Source organism: Bacillus sp. HNG (genome assembly GCF_003400205.1).
GTDB lineage: Bacteria > Bacillota > Bacilli > Bacillales > Bacillaceae_L > Ferdinandcohnia.
The window spans coordinates 213,214-237,910 of the sequence record NZ_QUQV01000006.1 but is presented as its reverse complement, the minus strand read 5'-3'; the positions used below and the strand labels follow the sequence as shown (position 1 = coordinate 237,910).

The window sequence follows — 24,697 nt, the reverse complement described above, 5'->3', positions numbered from 1 at the left end:
ATGTTACATAACTTAAAATTAACATAGCTTAAGTAACATGACAAGATAATTGCTTACAAATTCGTTCAAGAAAGTTTTCCCTGTTTGGTTTGAAATATTAATAGAGCAGTAAAAATCCCCCGTCAAAATCTATCTCAAAAAAGGATTATTTTATTTAAAGCCGGGCAAATTATAAAAAGTTATTTTAGCAATTATCACCATTATCACAATGGAAAGGAGTTTTTAAGCATGAAAAAGTTTGGATGGATCATTCTCGCCTTACTTCTTGTAATCGCTATCGGAGCTGGTGTGATTATTTCAAATAATATTGGCGAAGAAGAACAGGCGGAACAAGGTGTTGAAAACCAAAAGGGAGAAAATCAGAAAGTTGACAAGGACAAGCATTTTTCAGTACAGCACAAGGATTATCCAGGGAAATTAGCCCCTAAATTTTCGGCTGATGATTTAACAGCTGCACCATCAGGTGATTGGATCACTCACGGTGGAAATATCTTTAATGGTAGGTACTCTCCATTAGATAAAATCAATAAATCAAATGTTAAAGGTTTAAAAGCTGAATGGGTCACAAGTTTAGGGTCTGGTTATGAATTTAAGTACTCAGGCGAAGCTACGCCAATCGTTTATGATGGAGTCATGTTCACCATTACTGGAGCAGATGACGTTCAAGCAATTGATGCTAGAACAGGTGAGTTAATCTGGGAATATCGTCCTGAATTAGCAGCAAATTTAGATACCGTCTGCTGTGGTTGGACAAGTAGGGGTGTTGGTTTAGGAGATGGAAAGGTTTATGTTGGACTGTTAGATGCTAGGTTAATTGCCTTAGATCAAAAAACAGGTGAAATTATCTGGGAAACTAAAGTTGAAGATTGGGAAAAAGGATATAACATTACAAGTGCACCACTTTATTATAACGGAATGGTATACACCGGGGTTGCTGGTGGTGAATATGGGATTCGCGGATTTGTTGCTGCCTTTGATGCTGAAAAGGGAAAACAAATTTGGAAGACTCATACCGTCCCAGGACCAGATGAAGTTGGGCATGACACTTGGCCACAGGATAATGATTCCTGGAAAAGAGGTGGAGCAGCTGTATGGCAAACCCCTGCAATCGACCCAGAGCTAGGACTCCTCTATCTTTCTACTGGTAACCCATCTCCAGACCTTGATGGAACCAAACGTGAAGGAGACAATTTATTTGCTGATTCCGTGCTCGCCTTAGATGCAAAAACAGGTGAATACAAATGGCATTTCCAAGAAGTTCACCATGATATATGGGATATGGATGCGCCAAACCCTGTTGTTCTTTTTGATGTTGAAATGGATGGTAAGCAGAGAAAAGGGATTGCACAAGCTGGGAAAACGGGCTGGCTTTATATATTAGACCGAACAAACGGTGAGCCGCTTATCGGAATTGAAGAAAAGCCCGTTCCACAGGATGAAAGACAAAAAACAGCTGCAACACAGCCGTTCCCTATTGGGGATGCTTTTATCCCTCAGGGAGTAACAGAGGAAGATGTCAAAAAGGATTTTCCTAGCGATTGGAAAGGAAAAATCGGAAACATTTTTACACCTTTCTGGGATGAATTCGTTACCCTAAAACCGTCCCCACAAGGTGGGGCAAACTGGCCACCTTCGGCATATAATCCTAATACTGAGCTTTTCTACTTATTGGCAAATGATACGTATTTCTCATACTCACATCGTGAAGATGATGAAGCGAACAATTACAAAGAAGGCGAAGTATGGCTTGGAAGTATATGGCAGCCAGTAAATGGTGCCCCTGGTCGTGGTGTCGTAACTGCCATGGATATTAAAACAAATAAAATAGTATGGCAAAAACATTGGGATCAGATTGCCTATAGTGGATTATTGACTACAAAAGGAGATCTTCTTTTTGCAGGACACAACGATGGAAGAATCATTGCATTCGATGCCACTAATGGGGATGAATTATGGGAATTTAAAATGGATGCGGGAGCAAATGCACCACCAATCACCTATGAAATCGATGGGAAACAATATATCTCGATTTTTGCTGCGGGTAACTCGCTTGCAGGGACTACGCATGGTGACAAAATTTACACCTTCTCACTTGAAGGCGCTTATGCATCCCTAGGAGATATACCTGAAGATAAAATCAACGTATCACCAACAGCCAACGACCCTGCTGCTACTGATAAGAAGCAAGATGCAGAAGAAGGAGACAAATCGTCTGTACATGAGGGCGCGGACATTTACAAAAACAACTGTTTGGCATGTCACGGTGACAATGGTGAAGGCGGTCATAACGGACCAAATTTACAGAAGAGCGAAATGCTGAAGGATCGTGACCTACTGATTAATCAAATTAAAAATGGTAGCGCAGGAATGCCTCCATTTAAGGACACTCTAGACGATAATCAAATTAATGCGCTAGTTGAGTATTTACAGAGTCTCGGGAAATAACAGGAAAGGGAATCGTCATTGAACGATTCCCTTTTTTCTTTTTATTAAGAACCAATAAGGTGAAATATTATTTTATTATAATAAATTACTCCTCCGAATCTTCCACTTTAACGCTTTCATGAAAAAAATTATCAAAAAACATGAAATATTGTAGAAAAATGAAAAAAAGGTGTTATAATGTTCAATATCATTATTAAATTTTCTGACAATAGGGGGCTATAACATGAAAGGGAGAAAACTTTCATGGATGGTACTTTTCCTAGTGTTTGCTTTATTTTTAGCAGCATGTGGTGGTACTGAATCCAGTAAAGAAAGCGACTCATCAGGAGCTGATGGCGCTAAAGACGATGGAAAAACTTACACATTCAAGGCGGGGCATTCTCAAACAGAAGAACACCCTTATCATCTTGCATTACTTGATTTAGCGAAAAACGTGAAAGAACGTACAGATGGAAAAGTGAACATCGAAATTTTCCCACTAAACCAATTAGGTGCAGAGAGAGAATTAACAGAAGCACTTACACTTGGAACTGCAGATATGTCCATTTCTTCAACAGCACCAATTGCAAACTTCTATCCTCAAATCGGAATTGTTGATTTACCTTTCTTATTTGAATCAAGAGAGCATGCATATAAAGTACTTGATGGACAAGTTGGTCAAGATCTTTTAGCTGGTATGGAAGATGTAGGACTTGTAGGTCTTGCTTGGGCTGAAAATGGTTTCCGCCATATCACAAACAGCAAGCATCCTATTACAAAACCTGAAGATTTAAAAGGCTTAAAAATCCGTACTCAAGAAAACCAAATTCACCTTGATGCATTTAATGCACTTGGCGCACAACCAACTCCAATGGCTTGGAACGAAGCATTAACTGCCCTTCAACAAGGCGTTGTTGATGCACAGGAAAATCCATTAATTATTGCTGACACGTACAAGCTTTATGATTCGAACCAAAAATACATGACATTAACTGGACATATTTATTCACCTGCCGTTGTGATGTTTAGTAAATCTGTTTTTGATACACTTCCTGCTGAATACCAAGACATTCTTAAGGAAGAAGCAAAAATTGCTGGTGACAAAGTTCGCGAACTAAGTACACAAGCCGATACAGATTCTTTACAGGTTGTTAAAGACGCGGGCATGGAAGTAATCGAAGATGTTGATGTACAACCATTCCGTGATGCCATTCAGTCTGTATATGAAAAATACGAAAAAGACTTTGGTAAAGAAAACATCGAAGCCATTTTAAACGGAAATTAATCTAAATAAAAAAACTTGGTGAGTGCCTCGCACAATCCAAGTTTTTAACTTTATTCAGGCGGGGTTTGAACCCCTACTGAATAAAGTTAAAAGCCTCCGGCGGATGCCACAGATTTTTAAAGGAAACTTTTCGAGCTTAAGGTCAAAGACTAAGAACGCCACTTCCTGTGGCAACGTCTTTGTGACCCACCTCGTGTGGGCCTAAAAAATCTGGGCGCAAATACGCTAAAGCGCATTTGATTTGAATATAAGGGGAAATACAGGTGATTAAAAAGATAGTAGATTTTATAAATGGAATTTTTAAGTGGATACTAATCGTTCTCTTTTTTGTTTTAGTCGTAGTTGTTTTTTTACAGGTTATCTTCCGATTCGTCCTCGAGCAGCCATTAGCATGGACAGAGGAATTAGGACGTTATTTACTCGTGTGGACCACGTTCCTCGGGGCTGGCTATGGAATGAGTGTAAAGGCACACCCCGGAGTCGAAATTCTTTATGAAGCATTTGGGCCAACTGTAAAGAAAGTTCTAAATGTGGTTATTTCTATTCTTGTTATCTTTTTCTTTTGGCAGGTTATCGTTCACAGCTTCGACTTTATCGGACGTAGCATGATTCAGAAGTCTCCTGTCCTCCAGATACCAATGGGATATATCTATACAGTCATTCCGATATCTAGCATCTTGTTCATTATCAATCTGCTTTATGTCGTCATTTCTGAATGGAATAAGGAGGCGAAGAACTAATGGCTTGGTTACTTTTTGGGATCTTAATCGTTCTTTTCTTTATTAATATACCAATCGCAGTTGCTCTTGGTCTCGCTTCTATGATTGTATTGATGATTCAAGATAACGTACCATTAATGGTTATCGTCCAAAAAATGTTCACAGCAACAGACTCTTTTACATTAATGGCCGTCCCCTTCTTCATCCTTGCAGGTAAGCTTATGGAGGTTGGAGGTATTTCGAAAAGGCTAGTTGATTTTGCGATGACGATTGTGGGTAGAATGCATGGTGGTCTAGCAATTGTTTCCGTTGTAACATGTATGTTCTTTGCTGCTATTTCTGGATCTGGTGCCGCAACTACAGCAGCCGTTGGGGCAATCATGATTCCAGCCATGGTTCAAAAGGGCTATGATAAGAGCTTCTCCACTGCTATACAAGCAGCTGGTGGTACAATCGGTGTTATGATTCCACCAAGTGTTCCAATGATTTTATTTGGTGTAATCGCCGGAGCATCGATTAGTGATTTATTTATTGCTGGTATTCTACCTGGTATTTTTGTTGGGCTCTCATTAATTTTGGTTGCTTACTTTATTTCTAAAAAACGTGGTTATGGGAAGGAAGAAAAGAGTTCTATAGGGGATGTTTTCACATCCTTTAATCGAGCAATCCTTGCGATCCTTATGCCTGTTATCATTCTTGGAGGAATCTACGGTGGGGTCTTTACTCCGACCGAGGCTTCCGTTGTAGCTGTCGTTTATGGGTTAATCGTTGGTCTATTTATTTATCGTGAAATCAAGTGGAAGGATCTACCGGAAATCTTTATCCAATCAGCCGTTACATCAGCCGTTATTATGTTTATCATCGCCTGTGCATCGATTTTTGGATTTATTTTAACAAGGGAACAAATTCCACTTCAAATCACGAATGTGCTACTTGAAATTTCATCAAATCCGATTATCGTACTGATTATTATTAACATCATTCTATTAATTGTAGGTACATTCTTAGAAACATCCGCTGCGATTATCATTATGGCACCAATCCTGCTTCCAGTAACAACAGCCGTTGGAATTGATCCTGTTCACTTTGGGGTTATCATGGTTGTGAACCTAGCAATTGGTTTCATCACACCACCAGTTGGAATTAACTTATTCGTAGCTTCCAATATTGCAAATCTACGATTGGAAAAGGTGGTTCGGGCCATCATCCCGTTCCTCCTTATGTTAATTGTAGACATCATCATCATTAGTTTTGTACCAGAAATTAGTTTATTTTTCTTAGATAAATAAAGGATGTAACAAATGAATAGTGCTTCTTCCATAAGTTCTATGGAATAGAAGCACTTTTTTACGCCTATTTTTCATACCTATCCCCTCCCACTTCCCAAAAATTCGATAATTGATTTTTATCCTTTATAATAATATGTATGAATTGAAGACTTCGAATCGGAACACTAGGAGGAAAACGATGCAACAAGATATTTTATCAACCATGATCATTAAAAATGTAAAATCCATTGCAGAATTGCAGCAGGTTCACAAATTAGAATCGATGGTTTGGAGCCCTGAGGACACGGTTCCAATCAGTCATACAGCCGCTACCATAAAAAATGGTGGTTTTATTTTAGGTGCTTTCTACAAGGATCAATTGATTGGCTTTCAATATAGTTTCCCAGGTTTTGATGGGAAAAGGCCTTACCTGGTTTCTCATAGTCTAGGGATTGACCCTGATTATCGAAAGTTAGGCATCGGGGAAAAGTTAAAACTTGAACAAAGGAAATTGGCCGCTGAAATCGGATATGATTTAATTTCGTGGACCTATGACCCTCTTGAAACGGTAAACGGTAATTTGAACCTACATAAATTAGGCGCAGTCTGTACCTCGTATATCGAAAATGCATATGGAGAAATGACAGATGGCATGAACGATGGGATTTCCACGGATCGTTTCGTAGTAGAATGGTCTGTCGATGAAAAGAAACGCGAGAACAGAAATAGTGATATACGTAAGGCTGCTATCTTAATCCAAACAGGTTTTGCAGATGGATGTTTAACACCTGGTGAAATAAATTTGGAAGAATCCAGTGACGCATTGTTTGTTCCGGTCCCAGGTAATTTTCAAGAAATAAAGAAAACGAACTTTAAAATTGCGTTAAAGTGGAGAGAAAAGACAAAAAAAGTGTTTACTCATTATCTACAACAGGGCTGGATTGTCACAGATTTAGTGAAGGATCCTGAAAGCACTGGGCAATACATGTATCTTCTAGAAAAATAATGTAGACGAGGAGATTCAAGAATGGAAATTAAAAATATTATATTACGGTATATGAGAATGCGATTGCTTCATCCTTTTAAAACAAGTGTTGGAACATTAATAGATAAAGATTTTATTCTAGTGGAAGTGAAATCGAAAAGTGGCTACTCTGGTTGGGCGGAAACCGTCTCTGATGCACTCCCGATTTATCATGAGGAAACGGTCAAGACCAATTGGCATATGCTAAAGGATATTTTAATACCAAAGCTTATGAAAACAGAGATTCAACATCCTGATGATGTATCGAAAGCCTTCAAGGATTTACGTGGAAACTATAATGCGAAGGCTGCTCTAGATGGCGCTATTTGGGACCTCTACGCAAAGGAACAAGGAAAGTCATTGGCTAAAGTCATTGGCGGTGCAAAGGATAGAATTGAAGTGGGAGTAAGTGTTGGCATTCAAAAGTCTGAAAAAGAGCTCCTGCAAAAAATTGATGGGTTTGTATCTAAGGGCTACAAGCGCATTAAAGTAAAAATAATGCCTGGTTGGGATATGAATATTTTGAAAGCCATTCGCCAGGAGTTTCCTGCTATTCCGCTAATGGCGGATGCAAATTGCGCGTATACCATAGATGATATTCCCTACCTTAAACAATTGGACGAGTTCAATCTGATGATGGTCGAGCAGCCATTTGGCTTTGATGACTTGATTGATCATGCAAGACTGCAAAAAGAATTGACTACCCCTATCTGCTTAGATGAATCGATCCATACGGCAGAGGATGTTCGAAAAGCGATTGAAATTGGAAGTGGAAAAATCATTAATCTTAAAATCGGCCGGGTTGGCGGCATCACTGAATCCTTAAAGATTCATGAACTGTGTTCGAAAAACAATATTCCGATGTGGTGTGGTGGTATGCTTGAAGCAGGAATCGGACGAGCACATAATATCGCCATTACGAGTCTAGCAAACTTCACTTTACCTGGAGATACTGCCCCCTCTGCTCATTATTGGAAAGAAGATATTATTACCCCAGAAGTCACGATGAAGAATGGGTATATTGAGGTTCCAAACGGCCCTGGTATTGGCTTTGAACCGAACTTGGATAGAATTGAGGATTTTATGTTGTATAGTGAGACGTTTCATAATCACAGTTGATGGTAACAGAAAAGGGAAGGTTTACTTCTAAAATATGAAGGTACCTTCCCTTTCGTTTTTGAGCATGTCACAGAACTTCATTATTAATGATGCTCTTGTTGTTCAGCTTCCATTTTCGTTCTATGAACTGTGCCGAATGGATGATTTGGCGGTGCATAGATGGAATACAATTTTAATGGAATGTTTCCGGTATTGGTTACATTATGCCACGTACCTGCTGGAACAAAGATGGCTGAGTCCTCATTGACTTCACGTACAAAGTTCAAATGATCTTTCCGATTCCCCATTTGAACAATTCCATGCCCTTGTTCAAGACGCAAGAATTGGTCAACATTTGGATGCACTTCCAGACCAATATCCTCGCCAACTTGAAGACTCATTAAAGTCACCTGCAAGTGTTTCCCTGTCCAAATCGCAGTACGATACGTATTGTTTTGTTTTGAAGCCTCATTGATATTGATCACATATGGCCTTTGCCCATGATCCTTGAAATCAATTGGTTCTCTATACATCGGATATCCCCAATGGTCCCAGTAATGCATCGGTACATTCATATAGTACGGATGATGATGGTGGTGGTGATACATATTAGGTACATAATACATTTTTTATCCCCCTACAGATTGATAAAATATCCTATGCATATACAATCGTGAAGGTAACCTATTTTTTAGTTGGTATGGATGCTCGTCCCACTTTCCTCTCTACTTTTTTGTGAATAAAGTAATTAAGAAGAACGCAATAAAGCTTACGAGAAGGGCAACGCCACCACCAATGTAAACAATGAGGGTTACACCTTCTGGTAGAGGAAATGGTTTTACCATGTATAACCACATACCTACTGTTAATCCAGTTGAACCAATGATGGCAGTCCAGACGTGAATTTTTGTTAAAATCGATTGCTCGACCTGGAATACTTTGTAGAAAACAGCCCAAGCAAACAAGCTCAACCAACCTACGACTAAAATATGTGCATGCACGGGACGAAACGCATATGAACCAGCCCCCGCCATATGTGCTCCGAGTATTGCGCCAATCAGACCAAATATACTTGCGAATCTTACTAATACTAAACTATTGTTATTCATTCTCCATTCCCTCCGTTAATCTCATTTTTTAAAACTTTACTAAATGAATATGAACGGACGATGAATAGGAGATTACATTTCTACTTGACCGGCAATTCTACGATAAAGGTCGTACCTATACCTTCTTTACTAGAAATGGAAATACTGCCACCATGCAGGTCAACAATCATTTTAACAATCGATAAACCCAGTCCTGTGCCTTCAATCGAACGCGTACGTGATTGATCCGCGCGATAAAAGCGATCAAAGGCTCTCTCCACCTCTGAATCGTTCATCCCGATTCCTGAATCCTCAAATCTGATTAATAGAGATTCTCCTTTTTCCTCAGCTGAAATTTCAATAGTGCCATCGGGCTTATTGTATTTAATGGTATTGGATAATAGATTATCCCACACCGTATCTAGTAATGACGGGTCACCGACCATCTCAATATCCGGTAATGTATAGCTCAGCATAATCCCTTTTTCGCCAATCAACCATTGATAATTTCGGATTAACTCCTTGATTTGCTGCCCAAGATTAAATGATTTTTTCTTCACAATATCCTCATTTCGATCAAGTGAGGCGAGCAGTAACAGTTGTTTCGTTAAGCTTGAAAGCCTCTCAATCTCACCATTGATAATCGAAACATATTGGTTTTTTTCTTCCGTTGTAATGGATTCCTTCTCAATCAAGCTTGTGTATCCTTTTATATTGGAAAGGGGTGATTGAATATCGTGTGAAATATTGGAGATGAATTCCTTCCTGATTTCATCCGTCTGCTCTAATTTCCGAGCCATTTGCAAAAAGCTTTTCGAGAGCAAGCCTAGTTCATCATGACGATTTGTATCCACCTTTACATTAAAATCACCGGATTCCAAGGATTTCGTAGCCTTTGTTAAATCAGAAATCGGCTTTACCAAATATCTTGTATTGATCAAAACCATCACAACACTAAGTAAAATCGTTAATCCAACAATCCAGCCAAATAACACATGCATTTCGTTAAAAAGAAACTTAATATCAGGCCTCATAAAAAGAGCAAAACGGCTCCCATTGTGGTTCAACGGAACACCAATTGTATTTTTTAATTCATTCGCAAAAAAACCGGTCACAAAGGTTTCCTGTGGGAACTGAAGAATGCCATGGAAAACCTCCCCATTTAGAACCTTTTGTTCTATAGTGGAAGCAAGAGTTTGATCCCGAAATGGCTCCCCATAAAACGTTTTGTTTCCAGCTTCGTCAATCAGATAAAATTGATAACCTGTGGCAGCAAGGCTCTCCAAATACTCCTTTAGTGCAATCTCAGGATGAGCTTCGGTAAAACTAGCAATATCGAGTGCAACTTGAGTATTTTTTTGATCATTAATTGGCTTCAGCTTTTGTTGATAATAACTATTCGAAACGATGAAAGCTAAGATAAAGCTTATGAACATCATGCCAATCGTGATGACAATGAATTTTACATAGAGTGTTTTCATAATTGGTGAACCTCTACCATATAACCAACCCCACGCACTGTTTTAATTTGGAAGTCATCCGTTACTTTTGAAAAACGTTCCCTCAGTCTTTTGATATGAACATCAACGGTTCGCTCGTCCCCTTGGAAATCGAGCCCCCAAATTTGCTCGATTAAGTAGTCTCTCGAAAATACCTGTCTTGGATTGGAAGCGAGATAAGAGAGAAGCTCAAATTCTTTTAATGGTAAAAGGAAAGTCCTACTGCCAATTTGGACTTCATAACTTTTTTTATTGATAGTGGTCTCTCCAAAACGAAGAATCTCCTCATCACTTTGAGAATCGTATCGTCTTAGCAGAGCCTTAATTCGAAAGCTCAATTCTTTCGGCTCAAACGGCTTCACAAGGTAATCGTCCGTTCCCGCTTGAAACCCCTGTTCCTTATCTTCGATTTGACTCTTCGCCGTTAAAAGGATAATCGGAATATCATATTGCTCACGAATCTCCTTCGTCAGTGCGTAGCCATCCATGTAGGGCATCATCACATCGACAACCGCTAAATCACATGGTTCCTTTTTTAAAATATCCAAGCCTGCCATTCCATCTTTCGCCTCGAGAACGCGGTAGCCTTGTTCCGCTAAATGAATTCGAACAAGCTGTAAAATATTCGGATCATCATCTACTAGTAAAATCGTCGCCATAATTATTCCCCCTATACGTGACGCAGGGACAGGTACTTCGTCCCAGCTGGGCCAATGAACCTGTCCCCTTGTCCCCGAACAAATTAAATCGCATTTTGAATGATCTGTCCATCGCTCATTTTGATAATTCGATCAGCAAATGATAGCATTTCCTCATCATGCGTCACCATTAAGGTTGTGATGTTCAAGGTTTTCGTAATGCTTCGGATGAGCCTCATTACATCCTTCGACCGTTTGGAATCTAGACTTGCGGTTGGCTCATCTGCAAAAAGAATCTTTGGTTTATGAATAATAGCGCGTGCAATCGCTACCCGTTGCTTTTCCCCACCCGATAATGAAGAAGGATAGGCCTTCCTACGGTGGTCCATTTCCACTACTTTTAGTATGGCATCTATTTCCTTTTTTTGCTCATGTTTCGGTAATCCCGTTTCAGATACTTCGAGCATCAGTGCTAGTTGTTCCTCCACTGTAAGAAAAGGCACCAAATGGGCGAATTGAAAGACAAAGCCAAATTTTGTTGCCCGAATTTTTCGGACTTCCTCCGCGCGTAAATTTGCAATATTTTTACCATCAAATACGACCTGTCCATTTGAGGCAGGTTGGAGTCCCGCTGCAATTGTTAACAGTGTACTTTTCCCAGATCCCGATGCCCCAACTAATGCGGTAACTTCCCCTTCATTAAGGGTTAGGTTAACCCCTTTTAGAATTTCTTCCGTGACCTCACCATTTGTAAACGTTTTTCGGACATCATCAATTGTAAATATGGTCACCCTACATCTCTCCTTGTTGGATTGCTTGTAATGGTTCAACTTTTTTGATTTGGACTCCTGAAAGTGTTGCCCCAGCAAAGCCAATGAGTATAAAAATGAACGACAATTGGACAGTTGTTGCTGTTGGTAAATGAAACGGCATGCTAGTTGGTGCAAGGAGATTAAAGGTTTGACTGAGCATCACTGATAGTATTAAGGCAATGAATGTGATGACAGCCATTTGAGTCCACATCATTTTAAATAACGAACTTGTTTTTACACCAATCGCCTTTAGAATTCCGTACAGGCCCATTTTTTGAATGTTCATCAAGTAGAAAAAGATCGCAAACAACATACCACTGATGACTACTAAAAACCAAATAATCATATTCAAGGACATTTGCTCTGCTTTATAGCTTGAAATTGTATTTAGGAATTCCTTTTTAGAAAAGGCCTGTAGATTACTATAGTGTTGCGTTGTATTGGAACCCGGTATAAAAACCAATTGCATTTCTTCGATACGATAGATTTCTTTAAAATCCTCGGGGTTGATATACGCAGCAGGTGCATGACTGTATTTACTTTGTTCAACAAATCCTTTTACAGTGAACTCACCGTTATGTTGATTGTTTGTTAAGATGTCACCCGTCTTTATTCCAGCATCCTTCAGTGATTGATCAAGGATAATTTCTCCGGGGTTCACTGTTTCAAACAATGGGGAATCAGTTGATGTAACAAATGCTACACTTCGTTGCTTTCCATTTTGCTCATTTAGAAACCCCATTTGAATTGAAAAAGTAACCGCCTCTTGATGTTTGTCTAAAATTTCACTTTGAGTGTTGAGATCAATTTTTGATAGATTATACGTTTGGTCTGCATCATTCGCCATGTAAAATTGACCGTCCGGCAGGTTTTTAATTAAGGCAGCATTATCCTGCGACAATCCGTTCGCTAAGCCAGAAATGATAAAAGTTAGGAAACTCACAAGAAACACAATTGAACCTAAAATTAAAAACCGCACTCTATTCTTCTTCATTTCCTTCAATGCCATCTTCATCTTCATTCCTCCTATCATAATTGGGACAAAGGGACAGGTTCATCGTCCCAGATGCAATGAACGTACCCTCCGTCCTCTCTTGATATCCTAAGTTTATATTGGGTATGTGAATAGAAGATGAACAGGCGATTACAATTCCGTCGTATCTCCGAATGGTTAAATCCTGTATACTAATCCCATAAAATACATTGGGGTGAGGCTATGTGGAATCTAACCAAACAAGCGAAAGAGAAGTTTTCAAGATGTAATACTCTACCGATTCACGAATCTGACGAAGACTGGGAATTTTCATTAAGACAAGCCAAAGAAGAAGGAGAAGATCTTATCTCTCGTCTAAAAGAAGAACTTGAGGAAGTTAAAGGGGTACTCCTACAGACTTTGCCAGACCGCTTCCTTCCATATGTAAAGAATGGGACTTTAAATCACCCAACATTGCCGAAATCTGTTCGCGAGGATTACCTACAATGGATGCGTGAAGCGGACAAAGAATTTGAACATATTTTGGATGCTGCCCATGAGCAAACAGCAAATGCTGTTACATTTTTATCAAAGGAAGTCCAGGATGTCTTTGAGGAAAGTTTACACGATTCAACCATTGAGCGCATCGAACAAGAAGGCGATACACTTCACCTGTACATCAATACAGATGGTGGTTTTTCATCAAAAGCACTTATTCAGTTTACGTTTGAAAATGTGATGGCTGAAGAATTTGAAGTACCTTTAGAGGTTGGGCATTGGATTATCTATTACGAGTTACAGAAAACAAATGATGGATTTGCCTTTCGTGTGTTGTTCGAAGGTCCAGATAGCGAATGGACGATTTTCATGAGGAATTTGGAAGCACGCTATTATTATCGTCCGGGTCTATATACTTTATTACATCATGAAGAAAAACTAGAAGAAACACTTTTTGTGGATTATATGGCACAATTAAATCAGGATGATCGCTATTGGCTGCATACTCCACATGTGACATGCGCCTTCCAATCCATCACAGAACCTATCACATTAGAAAACGGCAAACTTGAGGTTACACAAAATGACGTGATTGTGACAGTCGGGAATAAGTCCTATACGTACGATTTAGAAGAGGTCAATCCCATTCAGTTTATTTATACGGATGTATATGAGGACCCATATGCACATTTGGATGAACCATTACCAATGGATGAAATCGAAGGAGCAGCATTATGCGATAATTTGGAGATGCAAGTACGAGCATGGAATACGATGTATGCTAACCCACTTGAATTGGCGGAAATAATTAATCGTGTTTTGACTAAAATGACAATTACCGAAGAAAATGAAATGATAGCAAGTGTTTATGCAAATCATTTTTATAACGAAGGAATCTTAACAAAAGATGTGATTGAAAAATATCGTTCATTGATTGATTAGTTCGGAGGGGAGGTCCCGTCCCAGATTCATGATTCTGGGACATAGACCACCCCGCAATTTTACAATTCTTCCAATCCAACAACATCGCCTGTTGCTGCGTTTACTCCAAACTGGCAATCTATTTTTCCGCAAAGTACATACTGCTTTTGGTCAAAATCATAAACATAACAAGGCGTAAGCTCGTACTTTCCTTTTAGTTTTTCAAAGGCTTCTTCCTTACTAATTACCACTTTCTCAGGTATTTCAAATTCATCGAACATCTTTAACATCATCTGGTTGTCCATATAATTGACAGCTTGAAGGCTCTTGGAATCAATCATTATATTCACTTTCCTTTGAAATACGCGACTATCCTGCTCGGTTGCTCTTAGTATGGCATGAATATAGCCATTTTCACGATGCAGAGTTTTTATAATCCAGATTCCTGAATCATTTGGATATTCCTGACGAAGGAAATCTCGAACCACCCTAACACATTTTTCTTGCTCAGCCTCCGTAATTGGCAGGGAATCTGGAGAAGGCTCATTTGAAAAGGCCTGCTCAGCCGTAACCTCCTCATGCCACTTCATTTCTTTTCGTTCAAACGTAGTCTTAAGAGGCTTATCCCAAGTCAAAGGTTTATCTATTTTCAAATATCCCTTCACATCCACAATTGGCTCAAAAGGGATGGTGGAAGTTTGATCATTTCGAACATAGATTTCTTCCACAGCATATGCCGCCACTAATCGTTGTTGGTCAAAAAATGGAAATTCAAGTAACTTCAATTGCTCCTTTGCTATGTCCTCAATTTTTTCGAAGGATAATGTATAGCGTTCTAACTTAACCCTTTCTTCAGATGGAAAATGACCATGAACTGAAAACAACGTAAGTTTACCCTCTTGATTATAGTTGACCTCAATCATTCCTGAAGGAGAAACATCAACACCGTCAATGCATTCACTAAAGTGCAACTCCCCCTCTTCTTCCTTTCGAAGCTGAAATTGCTGTTCATATCTTAATCCTGTTTCTTGTTCAATCCATTTGATGATGTCATTTTTACTAGCAAAGGTTACCCCATTCTTTGCGAATGTCTGACCCATTACGAAAATAGCACTCTGAAATTTCCGGCTGTGAATATTAATTTCAATTACTGCTGTACCATCTGGATTCTCATCTTCATCAACCGGTTCCAGAACAAGGTTGGGAAACCATTCCATTGATAATGTGTAAACAGTCTCATTGAAGCTATTTACACTACGATTATAACTATATCTTTCTAGGGAATAATCCCACAGGCCAAATTTGTTCTTTGTTAAATCAATTAATTCCTGAGTTCTTTCATCCATCCTTGTCACCCCATTCTTTTATCCTATTAATGATCTATCAAATTCTTGAAATAACATAATAAATGATAATAATAAACATTGCCAAACTGAATACAACACCACCAACAGCAGCGCCAATGTACGATTTCAAAGTATACCCCTTCATATCCGATTCAGATGTTGAACGATCAATCTTCCTAAAATGCAATAACATTACTATGTTAAGTAAAACTAATATCGACACGGTCATAATGAGCATTATAATCGGTTCGAATTGAAAACGATAATCCCCAAAATCCAGACTCATATATAGTTGGAGAAACATGATGGCACTCAGCACAAGACTCCATCCATTGCCTACTTTTCGAGATTTTGTCCACTCTACACCCATTTTTTGTTTTTCATAAATTGCTACTTTTTCAAGAATAGGAATGAATGAATTCGTAGAATCTCCTTTAATAAATCCATAGATAGCTTGAATGAGAATCAAAACGCCGATTGCAAAGAAAAAATGGGTAGATTTAATGGTAAAAATGCTAATGAGAGTGTAAAAGATGACGATTGCTATCAATATCGTTCCATTGGCCAACATAATCTGATTCATCCGCATTTTACGAATCTCATGTGGTTCCACTTGCACCCCTCCTTCCTTGTACGTTATTCCAAACGCCTTCTTAATACTACGAGTGGTGTTATCGTTTGGTTTCAAAAGTTACCGAATTGCACGTAACTTGAGTATAAAAAAACTGCACCAAAACAAGTGCAGTAATTTACTATTTATGTTTTAGTAGATTTTTGAATAGATGACGAAGGAAATAAATACGGTACAGATTAATAGGGCTGTTATGATATTGATAAGTTGGGCTGCGGAAAATACGAAGAATTCGAATTGAAGGCCTATATTAAATACAATTAGATAGAAAATCATCGCAACGAATGAAGCGAACATTCCTTTTTCCCGAATGAGTTTCATACGCTCATCCTTTTGCTTAAACTGTGGATACAAATAAGCCAAGCAAAAGCTCATCACCGCCATTGCTAGTGTCATATAAGCCATTGGCGCAGGTGTAGATTTCGCCATAATTCCAACAAACACCACAAATCCAGTCATCACAGAAAACAAAATTCCTAATACAAGATATGAAATTCTTAAATTGCCCATAATTTTTGCCTCCTTATTTATAATCTTCTTCCTGTAAAATGAAAATGTTCTCCACGTTGGTCTCAAAAACCTCTGCCATTATCAATGCCAAAGGAAGAGAAGGGTTGTATTTTCCCTTTTCAATCGAAATAATCGTTTGTCTCGAAACACCCAATTTTTCAGCTAAGCGATCCTGGGAGTAACCATGTTTCTTTCTAAACTCTGCAACTTTATTTTGCACCCCATTCACCACCTCTTCTATTTTTAGAATAATGTAAAGTTTCCTTTACGTCAAGTTTCCTTTACATTTTTACATAAAAAATAGAGTTAGCTCCATTCTAAAATAGAACTAACTCCACATCATCACACACTCACTACCTTGATAGCACCCGCTCAATTGCTTGGTTCAAGATATCAATTTTCACTGGTCCTACTGGTGAGTCATTCAATTTATATTTCTCTTTTAGTTGTAGAATTCTGCCTACGCTCTCGTCAATCCTCTGCTCAGAAATCTCTCCGTTAATAACTGCCTGTTTGATTGCATTTCGTACAGCGACTACATGCTGATAATTATGTGCCACCATGACAATGTCACTGCCTGCTTTTATAGACTGAACAGCCGCAACACCAATATCATATTCATTGGTGATTGCTTTCATCGTCAAATCATCAGTAATGATAACCCCCTTAAAGCCAAGGTCATTTCGTAAAAGATCCGTCATAATCTTTTTAGACATTGAGGATGGGAAGGTTTGATCGAGACTCGGTACTAAAATATGAGCAATCATCACCATGTCCGCTCCTTCTTTTATCGCCTGACGAAATGGAATAAGCTCAAGACTCTCAAGCTCAGCACGCGTTTTATTCACAGTAGGTAACTCAAGATGGGAATCAGCACGCGTATCCCCGTGCCCTGGAAAATGCTTGACTGCAGAAACAATCGACTGTGATTGCAGCCCTTTCATCGTTTGAATGCCAAGACTGCTCACTATCTCTGGATTGCTGCTAAAAGAACGGTTCCCAATTACCGGGTTATCCGGATTACTATTAACATCAAGCACCGGGGCAAAATCCACATTAAAACCAAATGCCTGTAGCTCTTTACCTAGTAGTGTGCCGATTTCATAAGACAGCGACGGATTATTTCTTTTTCCAATTTCTAAATTAGTTGGAAAATCAAGTAACCCTCCTGGTAGCTTCGAAATTCGTCCACCTTCCTGGTCAACGCCAAAAAACAATGGGATGTCGCCTTCATTCGCCTTCTTGATTTGATTTACATAGGTAACGGTTTGATTTGGACTTACCAAATTGTCACCATTAAAAATGATACCCCCGACATGGTATTTCGAAATTAATTCGTTCATATCCGGATTCATTTTCGTTCCGGTAATTCCTGCAAAAATCATTTGCCCAATTTTTTCATCTAAACTGAGGCTCCCATCCTCATTATCAACTGTTTGAACTTCTGTTACGACAGAAATATGATGTACAGGCGGATTAGGTTCCCGTTCAGTCGGTTTGGGTAAAATCCATTTCAGCTGAAATGTGGGGTTCACGTGATAAATTAAAATAATTTGGTTCACATTCTCATCCTGAAAATACTTCATTTCATCAGGTTCACCTAATGCACTTTTTATATCTTCAAAATGAATATCGCTCAAACCAGGTTCGTAAGAGCGTATATCATATGCAAGTTGATCCTTAATCCCGATTGTCACATCATGGTCCTGATAAACCGCAAAATTTCCGATTTCCGTTTCATCTATTGTTTGGGGTTCACCCCATTGTTCCTGAATATCCTCATATTTCGTCTGACCCGCTATAAAAGGTGTATGTGGAACTTTCCCTGTTTCCGATAAAGAAAAAACCTGCTTAACCTGCTCAAGGATATCCTGATCTTCCTCGGGTTTCTCTTCTGGTTCCTTCTCAATTTGATCACTGCCTTCTGGTTGAGCTAACTCCTCTTCAGGAACTGTCTGTTCACTTTCTTCACTTTGATCTTTATAAAAAATAAAATATCCTAACCCGATCACTAAGACAACGGAAAGTAAACCAATCAACCCTAATTGTAATTTCTTATTGTACATAGGCTACCTCCCTAGTTTTTTCTATATAAAAATAGACTTCGTTTCTCCCTAAAATGTTACATCAGTATGTTCATATTGGAATAGTTTGCGATCTTGTAAGGAACAAAAACATCTCCATTATTCCCTTGGAGATGTTTTTTAAAATTAAATTATTTCTACTAAAAATTGCGGCAATGAAAAACAGCTATCTACAATTTGCTCGTTCACATATTTCGTATTTTTATCGCTAACCTTGCTTGGGTTTGGCTGAATATGCTGCTTGGACCCAATGGTGAAGCTCCAAAGACCGCCAGGATAGGTAGGTACTACGGCCGTATACATTTTAACCTCTTCGAAAAGCTCAGAAATACGCGTATACGACTGTTTCATAACATCCGCATGAAAAATTGGAGATTGGCTTTGGCAAACCATGATTCCATCCTCTTTCAGTGCATCATGCAAACTTTGATAAAAGACTTTTTCAAATAATACCTTCGCAGGTCCAATTGGATCAGATGAGTCTACGATGATTAGATCATACTCATTTTTCTTGCCAGCAGCAAATTTTACTCCATCATCAAAAACAAAATGAACACGCGGATCTGCCAGTCGACCTGATACATCAGGTAAATGCTCGATACTTGCCTTTACAACAAGTTCATCAATTTCGACCATATCAATGTGCTCGACTCCATCGTACTTGCATATTTCCTTCGCGACTCCACAGTCCCCTCCACCAATGATTAACACTTTTTTTGGATCCGGGTGAATCGACATTGGCACATGTGAGATCATTTCATTATAAATATGTCCATCAACCGAAGTCGTTTGGACAATACCATCTAACACAAGCATTCTACCAAAATGATAGGAATCCAGAATCATCACATCCTGGAAAGATGATTGTTGATCAAAAATAACATCTTTAATCCGGTAGCTGACTTTCAGGTTATCGTATTCATCTTCGGTGAGCCACAAATCTCCATTTTTTCTTGATAAATATGGTTTATTAAGTTCCATCATCATCCCCCATTCGGATTTCTATCTTCCATTATAAGAATAAAAAAGAACGGGGTGCCTGTCCAGTGAAAAGGGTCAGAGGGACAGGTTCGTCGTCCCACTAGTGGTGCGTTGAGGAGGGGTATCAATTCGTGATTTATTCTATCATCCTAGAAAAGTGAATCTTTATGTATATTAAATCGTAATAGTAGTATAGTTTCTTTTTTTGGGAGGCGCTTCATATGTATGAGTACAAATTTATAAAGATAGAATTAAAGGGGATCATAGAATCGAAGCCTGAGCAAGATTATCATGAGATTGTTCACGAACATGCAAGGGATGGATGGAGACTTGTACAAGTGTTAACCCCACCTACCGGCCCTTCTGGTGCGGCAACATATTTTGAATTGATATTTGAAAAACAAGTTTAAAAGCATGGTGATACCATGCTTTTTTGCTAATAGCCATAAACGTATTTTATTAGCCGTATTTTTCTATTATTGACCATAAAATTTCTGGAATAGCCGTATTTCCAATTTAATAGCCCTAAAACAAAAAAAAGCCGCTGGTCTAATGATTGCAGCGGTAAAATAAAGCAAAGTCCTGGGAGAGGGAGCCTGTCCCAGCCTAAAATTTCTTCAGATAGACTTTCTCCATTAAGTGATCCTCACCTTTTTTCAAGACGATCTTGGCACGACGGCGAGTTGGTAGGATATTTTCCCGTAAGTTTTTTGCGTTGATTTCTTCCCAGATGTCAGTCGCTTTTTGGACAGCCTCTTCCTTCGACAAGGTCGTGTAACGATGGAAATAAGACATTGGATTCTGAAATGCTGTTTTTTGTAGCATCAAAAATCGTTCAATATACCATTTTTTGATATTCCGTACATCCGCATCAATATAAATGGAGAAATCAAAAAAGTCACTAACGAACACAGAATGGGATTTACTCACTTGTAGAACATTAATCCCTTCTACGATTAAAATATCTGGTCGATCAATCACTTCAACCTTATCTTTCAGCACATCATACGTTAAATGGGAGTACTGTGGTGCTTCTACTTTCGGTTTGCCAGATTTTACTTTCATCATAAACTGAATTAATTTTTGAGTATCATAGCTTTCTGGAAACCCTTTTCGACTCATAAGTCCCTTTCTTTCTAGAGTCGCATTTGGGTATAGGAATCCATCAGTTGTAACTAATCCTACTTTTTTATGGTTATCCCATCGTGATAATAGCGTTTGAAGTACTCTCGCTGCGGTACTTTTACCTACCGCAACACTTCCCGCAATCCCAATAATATATGGAATTTTTTTAGCTTTATAGTCTAAAAAGGAGTTGGTTACCCCTTCTAGCTTTTGCGAAGCTTCCACTTTTAAATTGATTAAACGTGTCAATGGTAGGTAGATTTCTTCTACTTCTCGAAGTGAAATTTCTTCGTTTATCCCTTTAATACTTTCAAGCTCTTCTTCTGATAGTAACAAAGGAGTTTTATTGCGCAGTGTCGCCCACTTTTCTCTATTAAATTCAATATAGTTTGTTAACGGATACATAACATTACCTCAAATTTAGATTCTTGTTCATTTTATCATTTTGTAGCTAGTTTGAGTACACTAAAAAGAAACAGTCGTGTTCGACACCTTCATGATTCTCTTCATTCTATTATTGACAACCTGAATGATTTTACCTAATAATAATGCGATAACTAACGTTCCGAGCCCTACCGGTCCTCCTAAAATAAATCCGATGACAGCACCTGTGCCTTCAATACCCATTCTTACAATGTTAAAGCTCCAACCAAACCTATTGGATATCGCTACCATCATCCCATCAATTGGTGTTTTTGGTAAATTTGCTTCCATATAAATTCCGATTCCTACGCCTGCAAAAATCAGCCCTGCAACAAAACTCCCCCACTGCAACTCCCATGAGGAAGCAAAGTCGACATTCCTTAGGACAAAATAAAACCAAATATCGAGAAAAACACTTCGTATAAGAATGGGAATGACTGACTCAATACGTAATCTCGTTTTTTCAATAATCCAGGTGATCACGGTAAAAATCACCTGCGTGATAATTGACCATGTTCCAATGGTTAATCCTGCATGCATGTTTAATCCAACCGCTACTGTATCCCACGGCCCTGCCCCAATAAGTGATAGAATAATAATCGCAATTCCTAAAGCGGTGAGAGCTAGTCCTCCTAGATAAATGCCTATACGCTTTGACATGATGCACCTCTATATGTAAAATTCAAAATAATTATTTAATTATAGCACTTTTGTAAATAAAAATATGAAAAAAATAAGCATCTGCCCCTAAAGGTCAGACGCCTACAATTCGAAAGTCAACTCTAGACTTTTTAATTACATAACTATTTTTAGTCTACTTCTATCAATATGGCTGCTCCTTGACCTCCACCGCCGCACATGGATGCAATCCCTCTGCCTCCACCACGTCGTTTAAGTTCAAGGGCAAGTGTGAGCACAAGCCGGAAGCCACTTGCACCTAGAGGATGACCAAGAGCTATCGCCCCTCCATTTACGTTCACTACATCAGATGGCAGCCCCAGATCGCGCTGACTTGCGATAACAACACTTGCAAAAGCTTCATTAATTTCGAACAAATCAATATCTGAAAGGCGTAAATTTCTCCGATTCAATAAAGCTTTTATTGCGTTTGCTGGCTGGAGATGCAAGGATGGATCTGGTCCTGCTACAAATGACCAATCGACAATTGTTGCAAGCGGTGACTTTCCTATTTTTTCACATGTATCTAAACTAGAAATTAGACCTGCACTCGCACCATCAGACATCTGACTAGCGTTTCCAGCAGTAATGGTCCCTCCCGCTTCAAATGCTGGTTGAAGATTTTGTAGCTTTTGAAGGGAGGTTTGGGGTCGAATACATTCATCCTCCGTAAGAAGCTTGCCTGAAACATTCACTCCAACTATTTCATCTCTAAAAATTCCAGCACTTTGTGCCTTTGCTGCTCTTAATTGGGACGTTAGGGCATATTCATCTTGTTCTTCTCGGCTAATCTGTAATTCACGATTTGTTTTTTCAGATAATCCTCCCATTGATTGATCAGAAAGCGCACACCACAAACCGTCGTTTAGCGTATCATAGAATTCTACTGCACCCATTTTCACTTCCCGGCGAAGATTAGAGACATGAGGAGCATTTGTCATTGATTCAAATCCTCCTACAACGAATAAGTCTCCTTCTCCTCTCTCAATCCGGCGGGCAGCATCAGATACAGCTGCTAAACTAGCAATACATACGCTGTTTAATGTTAAAGCCGGTGTGTTTATATCAATTCCAGCGTTGACTGCCACTTGACGTGCTGGATTTTGCCCTTGCCCAGCCTGGATCACTTGACCTAGTATAACGCCATCTGCCTGAGTGAATTCAGGATAACGGCGAATAAGTTCTGAAACGGTAGCCGTACCTAGTTCAGTTGCTGTATTCCTGCTAAAACTTCCCTTGAACCGTCCAATAGGAGTACGAACTCCATCGATTAATACAGTTTTATTCAATGAAATCACCCATCCTTTTAGTAGTTTTATAGAAACTAAATTACTGGGTTAGTGAATCACGGTACGTTTCCCGTGCGAATAATGTTGCAATGATGCTTATTACACCAAGTGCGACCAAATATAGAATGATCGGTAAGCTGTGGCCATCATATTTTGCTAATAACCACGTCGCAATTAGAGGGGAAAATCCACCTGCTAAGATAGCCCCGATTTGGTAGCCAATGGAAGCTCCGCTTAACCGAACCTTCGACCCGAAAAGCTCAGAGTAGTACACTGCCTGAGGGCCATAGACAGAATCATGTATAACATTTAATCCAAGCACGATTCCTATTGTGATCCAAAGTACTGATCCTGTGTCCATCAGCAAGAAAAATGGAAAAATGAACAGCGTCGTTGCTATTGTACCGCCCAAATAGACAGGTTTACGACCAATCTTATCTGATAGGTAGGACCATAGTGGCATAGTTACGAAACCAACTGCTGAAGAGATCATAACTGCATTTAGACCAATGGATCGATCGACATTAACCGTCCCAACGAGATACGTCAGGACAAACACAGAATAGATATAAAACGTTGCGTTTTGAACTAATTTCATACCAATCGTTAAGAATAATGGTTTTTTTTGAGTACGTAGAACGGTAAGTACAGGCTTTTCCTCTAACTGTTTTTTTTCTGCCAAATCCTCAAATACAGGCGATTCACTCACTCTTAAGCGAATCCAAAGCCCAATAATGACAAGTACTGCACTGAGTAAAAATGGAATACGCCAGCCCCAGGCAAGGAAAGCTTCATTTGACATACTATTATTTACCATTGAGAATACGAAAGTGGATAAAAGAAGACCAGCCGGAACTCCCATTTGTGGGAAGCTACCGTATAACCCCCGTTTTCCTTTCGGTGCATGTTCAACGGCCATCACCACCGCTGAACCCCACTCACCTCCAACAGCAAATCCCTGTACAATTCTTAGAAGACTAATTAATAGTGGAGCCATCAATCCAATCGTTTGGTAGGATGGAATCAACCCCATTAAAAATGTGGCTACTCCCATTAATAAAAGAGACAGCGTCAGCATTTTTTTACGGCCAACTTTATCGCCGAAATGCCCAAATACCATACTTCCTAATGGTCGTGCGATGAATCCTGCAGCATATGACCCAAAGGCTGCTAGTGTCCCATATAAGGGATCGAATGTTGGAAAAAACAATGCTGGAAATACTAAAGCCGCAGCTGTACCGTATAAGTAGAAATCATACCATTCAATTGTTGTACCAATAAAGCTAGCCAAACCGACCTTGCGATGTTCTTTCGAAAACCCTTTTTTCTCTGTATTTATATCCTCCTGAATTACTGGAGCTGTAGACATCGGCTTTCCTCCCC

The 24,697-nt window shown here is 39.1% G+C and carries 24 protein-coding genes; 8 read left to right on the top strand and 16 right to left on the bottom strand.

All coding sequences use genetic code 11. From position 1 onward, the window contains the following. Window positions 1-228 precede the first annotated feature (228 nt). From DZB84_RS13290 to menC, 6 genes are all read left to right on the top strand, one after another. Window positions 229-2,445, top strand: coding sequence for an outer membrane protein assembly factor BamB family protein (locus DZB84_RS13290; protein ID WP_116352747.1), 2,217 nt, complete (start codon window positions 229-231; stop codon window positions 2,443-2,445). 223 nt (window positions 2,446-2,668) lie between these two features. Continuing rightward, the gene (locus DZB84_RS13285) at window positions 2,669-3,709 is read left to right on the top strand and encodes a TRAP transporter substrate-binding protein (protein ID WP_116352746.1); all 1,041 of its coding nucleotides are present in this window, start codon (window positions 2,669-2,671) and stop codon (window positions 3,707-3,709) included. Between the two features lie 263 nt (window positions 3,710-3,972). Then, a complete protein-coding gene (locus DZB84_RS13280) occupies window positions 3,973-4,449 on the top strand; it encodes a TRAP transporter small permease (RefSeq protein WP_223254445.1) in 477 nt (158 codons plus the stop codon). After that, complete coding sequence (locus DZB84_RS13275) at window positions 4,449-5,717, top strand: TRAP transporter large permease (protein WP_116352745.1); 1,269 nt, start codon at window positions 4,449-4,451, stop codon at window positions 5,715-5,717. The genes DZB84_RS13280 and DZB84_RS13275 overlap by 1 nt, the downstream gene beginning before the upstream one ends. Before the next feature lie 178 nt (window positions 5,718-5,895). Further along, on the top strand, window positions 5,896-6,702 hold the full coding sequence (locus tag DZB84_RS13270) for a GNAT family N-acetyltransferase (protein WP_116352744.1): 807 nt from the start codon (window positions 5,896-5,898) through the stop codon (window positions 6,700-6,702). 21 nt (window positions 6,703-6,723) lie between these two features. Further along, window positions 6,724-7,839, top strand: coding sequence for an o-succinylbenzoate synthase (gene menC / locus DZB84_RS13265; RefSeq protein ID WP_116352743.1), 1,116 nt, complete (start codon window positions 6,724-6,726; stop codon window positions 7,837-7,839). An 83-nt stretch (window positions 7,840-7,922) separates the two neighbouring features. Here the strand turns inward: menC and DZB84_RS13260 are convergent, their stop codons facing one another. From DZB84_RS13260 to DZB84_RS13235, 6 genes are all read right to left on the bottom strand, one after another. Then, window positions 7,923-8,393, bottom strand: a complete 471-nt coding sequence (locus tag DZB84_RS13260) for a cupin domain-containing protein (RefSeq protein ID WP_411266266.1) — start codon at window positions 8,391-8,393, stop codon at window positions 7,923-7,925. Window positions 8,394-8,543: 150 nt separating this feature from the next. Beyond that, window positions 8,544-8,927: a hypothetical protein gene (locus DZB84_RS13255; RefSeq protein WP_116352741.1), complete on the bottom strand. Its 384-nt coding sequence runs from the start codon at window positions 8,925-8,927 to the stop codon at window positions 8,544-8,546. Between the two features lie 80 nt (window positions 8,928-9,007). Continuing rightward, a complete protein-coding gene (locus DZB84_RS13250; protein ID WP_116352740.1) occupies window positions 9,008-10,387 on the bottom strand; it encodes a sensor histidine kinase in 1,380 nt (459 codons plus the stop codon). Then, on the bottom strand, window positions 10,384-11,064 hold the full coding sequence (locus DZB84_RS13245; RefSeq protein WP_116352739.1) for a response regulator transcription factor: 681 nt from the start codon (window positions 11,062-11,064) through the stop codon (window positions 10,384-10,386). Before DZB84_RS13245 ends, DZB84_RS13250 begins: the two co-directional genes overlap by 4 nt. A gap of 83 nt (window positions 11,065-11,147) precedes the next feature. Continuing rightward, the gene (locus tag DZB84_RS13240) at window positions 11,148-11,834 is read right to left on the bottom strand and encodes an ABC transporter ATP-binding protein (protein WP_116352738.1); all 687 of its coding nucleotides are present in this window, start codon (window positions 11,832-11,834) and stop codon (window positions 11,148-11,150) included. 1 nt (window position 11,835) lies between these two features. After that, complete coding sequence (locus tag DZB84_RS13235; RefSeq protein WP_116352737.1) at window positions 11,836-12,870, bottom strand: ABC transporter permease; 1,035 nt, start codon at window positions 12,868-12,870, stop codon at window positions 11,836-11,838. 201 nt (window positions 12,871-13,071) lie between these two features. On the opposite strand from DZB84_RS13235, the gene DZB84_RS13230 reads away from it, so the two are divergent. After that, window positions 13,072-14,268 carry a DUF4085 family protein gene (locus tag DZB84_RS13230; protein WP_116352736.1) on the top strand — a complete coding sequence of 399 codons (1,197 nt, stop codon included), beginning with the start codon at window positions 13,072-13,074 and terminating at the stop codon, window positions 14,266-14,268. 59 nt (window positions 14,269-14,327) lie between these two features. Here DZB84_RS13230 and DZB84_RS13225 read toward each other — a convergent pair whose 3' ends face one another. The 6 genes from DZB84_RS13225 to speE form a co-directional block, all read right to left on the bottom strand. Beyond that, a complete protein-coding gene (locus DZB84_RS13225; protein ID WP_116352735.1) occupies window positions 14,328-15,593 on the bottom strand; it encodes a hypothetical protein in 1,266 nt (421 codons plus the stop codon). 37 nt (window positions 15,594-15,630) lie between these two features. After that, entirely contained in the window at window positions 15,631-16,206 is a 576-nt protein-coding gene (locus DZB84_RS13220; RefSeq protein WP_116352734.1) for a hypothetical protein, read from the bottom strand. Between the two features lie 150 nt (window positions 16,207-16,356). Next, window positions 16,357-16,734 carry a permease gene (locus tag DZB84_RS13215; protein WP_116352733.1) on the bottom strand — a complete coding sequence of 126 codons (378 nt, stop codon included), beginning with the start codon at window positions 16,732-16,734 and terminating at the stop codon, window positions 16,357-16,359. A gap of 13 nt (window positions 16,735-16,747) precedes the next feature. Next, window positions 16,748-16,954: a helix-turn-helix transcriptional regulator gene (locus DZB84_RS13210; protein WP_116352732.1), complete on the bottom strand. Its 207-nt coding sequence runs from the start codon at window positions 16,952-16,954 to the stop codon at window positions 16,748-16,750. A 133-nt stretch (window positions 16,955-17,087) separates the two neighbouring features. Continuing rightward, entirely contained in the window at window positions 17,088-18,800 is a 1,713-nt protein-coding gene (nagZ, locus tag DZB84_RS13205; protein ID WP_116352731.1) for a beta-N-acetylhexosaminidase, read from the bottom strand. A 144-nt stretch (window positions 18,801-18,944) separates the two neighbouring features. Beyond that, window positions 18,945-19,799, bottom strand: coding sequence for a polyamine aminopropyltransferase (speE, locus tag DZB84_RS13200; RefSeq protein WP_116352730.1), 855 nt, complete (start codon window positions 19,797-19,799; stop codon window positions 18,945-18,947). Between the two features lie 221 nt (window positions 19,800-20,020). On the opposite strand from speE, the gene DZB84_RS13195 reads away from it, so the two are divergent. Further along, on the top strand, window positions 20,021-20,209 hold the full coding sequence (locus DZB84_RS13195) for a DUF4177 domain-containing protein (protein WP_116352729.1): 189 nt from the start codon (window positions 20,021-20,023) through the stop codon (window positions 20,207-20,209). 196 nt (window positions 20,210-20,405) lie between these two features. Here the strand turns inward: DZB84_RS13195 and coaA are convergent, their stop codons facing one another. The 4 genes from coaA to DZB84_RS13175 all read right to left on the bottom strand — a co-directional run bounded on the left by coaA (window position 20,406) and on the right by DZB84_RS13175 (window position 24,683). After that, the gene (coaA, locus tag DZB84_RS13190; protein ID WP_116352728.1) at window positions 20,406-21,329 is read right to left on the bottom strand and encodes a type I pantothenate kinase; all 924 of its coding nucleotides are present in this window, start codon (window positions 21,327-21,329) and stop codon (window positions 20,406-20,408) included. Window positions 21,330-21,389: 60 nt separating this feature from the next. After that, window positions 21,390-22,007 (bottom strand): YczE/YyaS/YitT family protein, encoded by a 618-nt coding sequence (locus tag DZB84_RS13185; RefSeq protein ID WP_116352727.1) that lies wholly within the window; start codon window positions 22,005-22,007, stop codon window positions 21,390-21,392. A 149-nt stretch (window positions 22,008-22,156) separates the two neighbouring features. Beyond that, window positions 22,157-23,323, bottom strand: a complete 1,167-nt coding sequence (locus tag DZB84_RS13180) for an acetyl-CoA C-acyltransferase (protein ID WP_223254444.1) — start codon at window positions 23,321-23,323, stop codon at window positions 22,157-22,159. 31 nt (window positions 23,324-23,354) lie between these two features. Further along, the gene (locus DZB84_RS13175; protein ID WP_116352725.1) at window positions 23,355-24,683 is read right to left on the bottom strand and encodes an MFS transporter; all 1,329 of its coding nucleotides are present in this window, start codon (window positions 24,681-24,683) and stop codon (window positions 23,355-23,357) included. Window positions 24,684-24,697 lie beyond the last annotated feature (14 nt).